This is a genomic window from Rhizobium pantanalense (assembly GCF_030182525.1).
Classification (GTDB): domain Bacteria; phylum Pseudomonadota; class Alphaproteobacteria; order Rhizobiales; family Rhizobiaceae; genus Rhizobium.
In genome coordinates this window covers 1-518 of record NZ_JAQJCH010000050.1, presented here as the reverse complement: position 1 = coordinate 518, position 518 = coordinate 1, and the positions used below count along the sequence as shown (strand labels likewise).

Below are 518 nucleotides of genomic sequence, written 5' to 3'. Positions count from 1 at the left end.
CTCAATGCTCCCATCGATGGTGTGATTTCGGGGGAACCAGCAAAGGTTGGCGTTCCTGTCAAAGCCGGCGACAATCTCGTCGAAATCAGTAATCCTCGCGTGAACCGCGCGGTTCTGGCGTCCCTTGAGGCCGAGCGCAATACCGCCCTTGATCGTGTCACAGCTTTGAAAAAGGAACGCGACGACCTCACGCAGCTTCGTGATCAGCTGGGAAAGCGTCTGGAAATCTTCAAGCAGGCTACGATTTCGAACCTTGAGCGCGAAGTGGAGATCTTGCGCAAGAGGGTCGAGGTTTCGCAAGCGCAAGATCTCGCCGCCCAAGTCGATCTCGATCGCCGGAAGGACCTGGAATCCAAGGGGATACTCACCCAGCGGATGGTGGAGGCCGCACGCGCTGCCGGGGCGGCGACCGGAGGCGAGGTGGAAGTGAGCAACTTGACTGTCGATCAATTGCAGCAACGACTGAACGCCGTTCGACAGGGTATTTTTGTCTTCGGAGATGGACAGAACGACGTACC

At 57.5% G+C, this 518-nt stretch carries 1 protein-coding gene; it reads left to right on the top strand.

The genetic code is table 11. The features are described from left to right. Window positions 1-518: HlyD family secretion protein (locus PH558_RS34085; RefSeq protein ID WP_285208568.1), on the top strand; the 518-nt coding region annotated here is incomplete at both ends.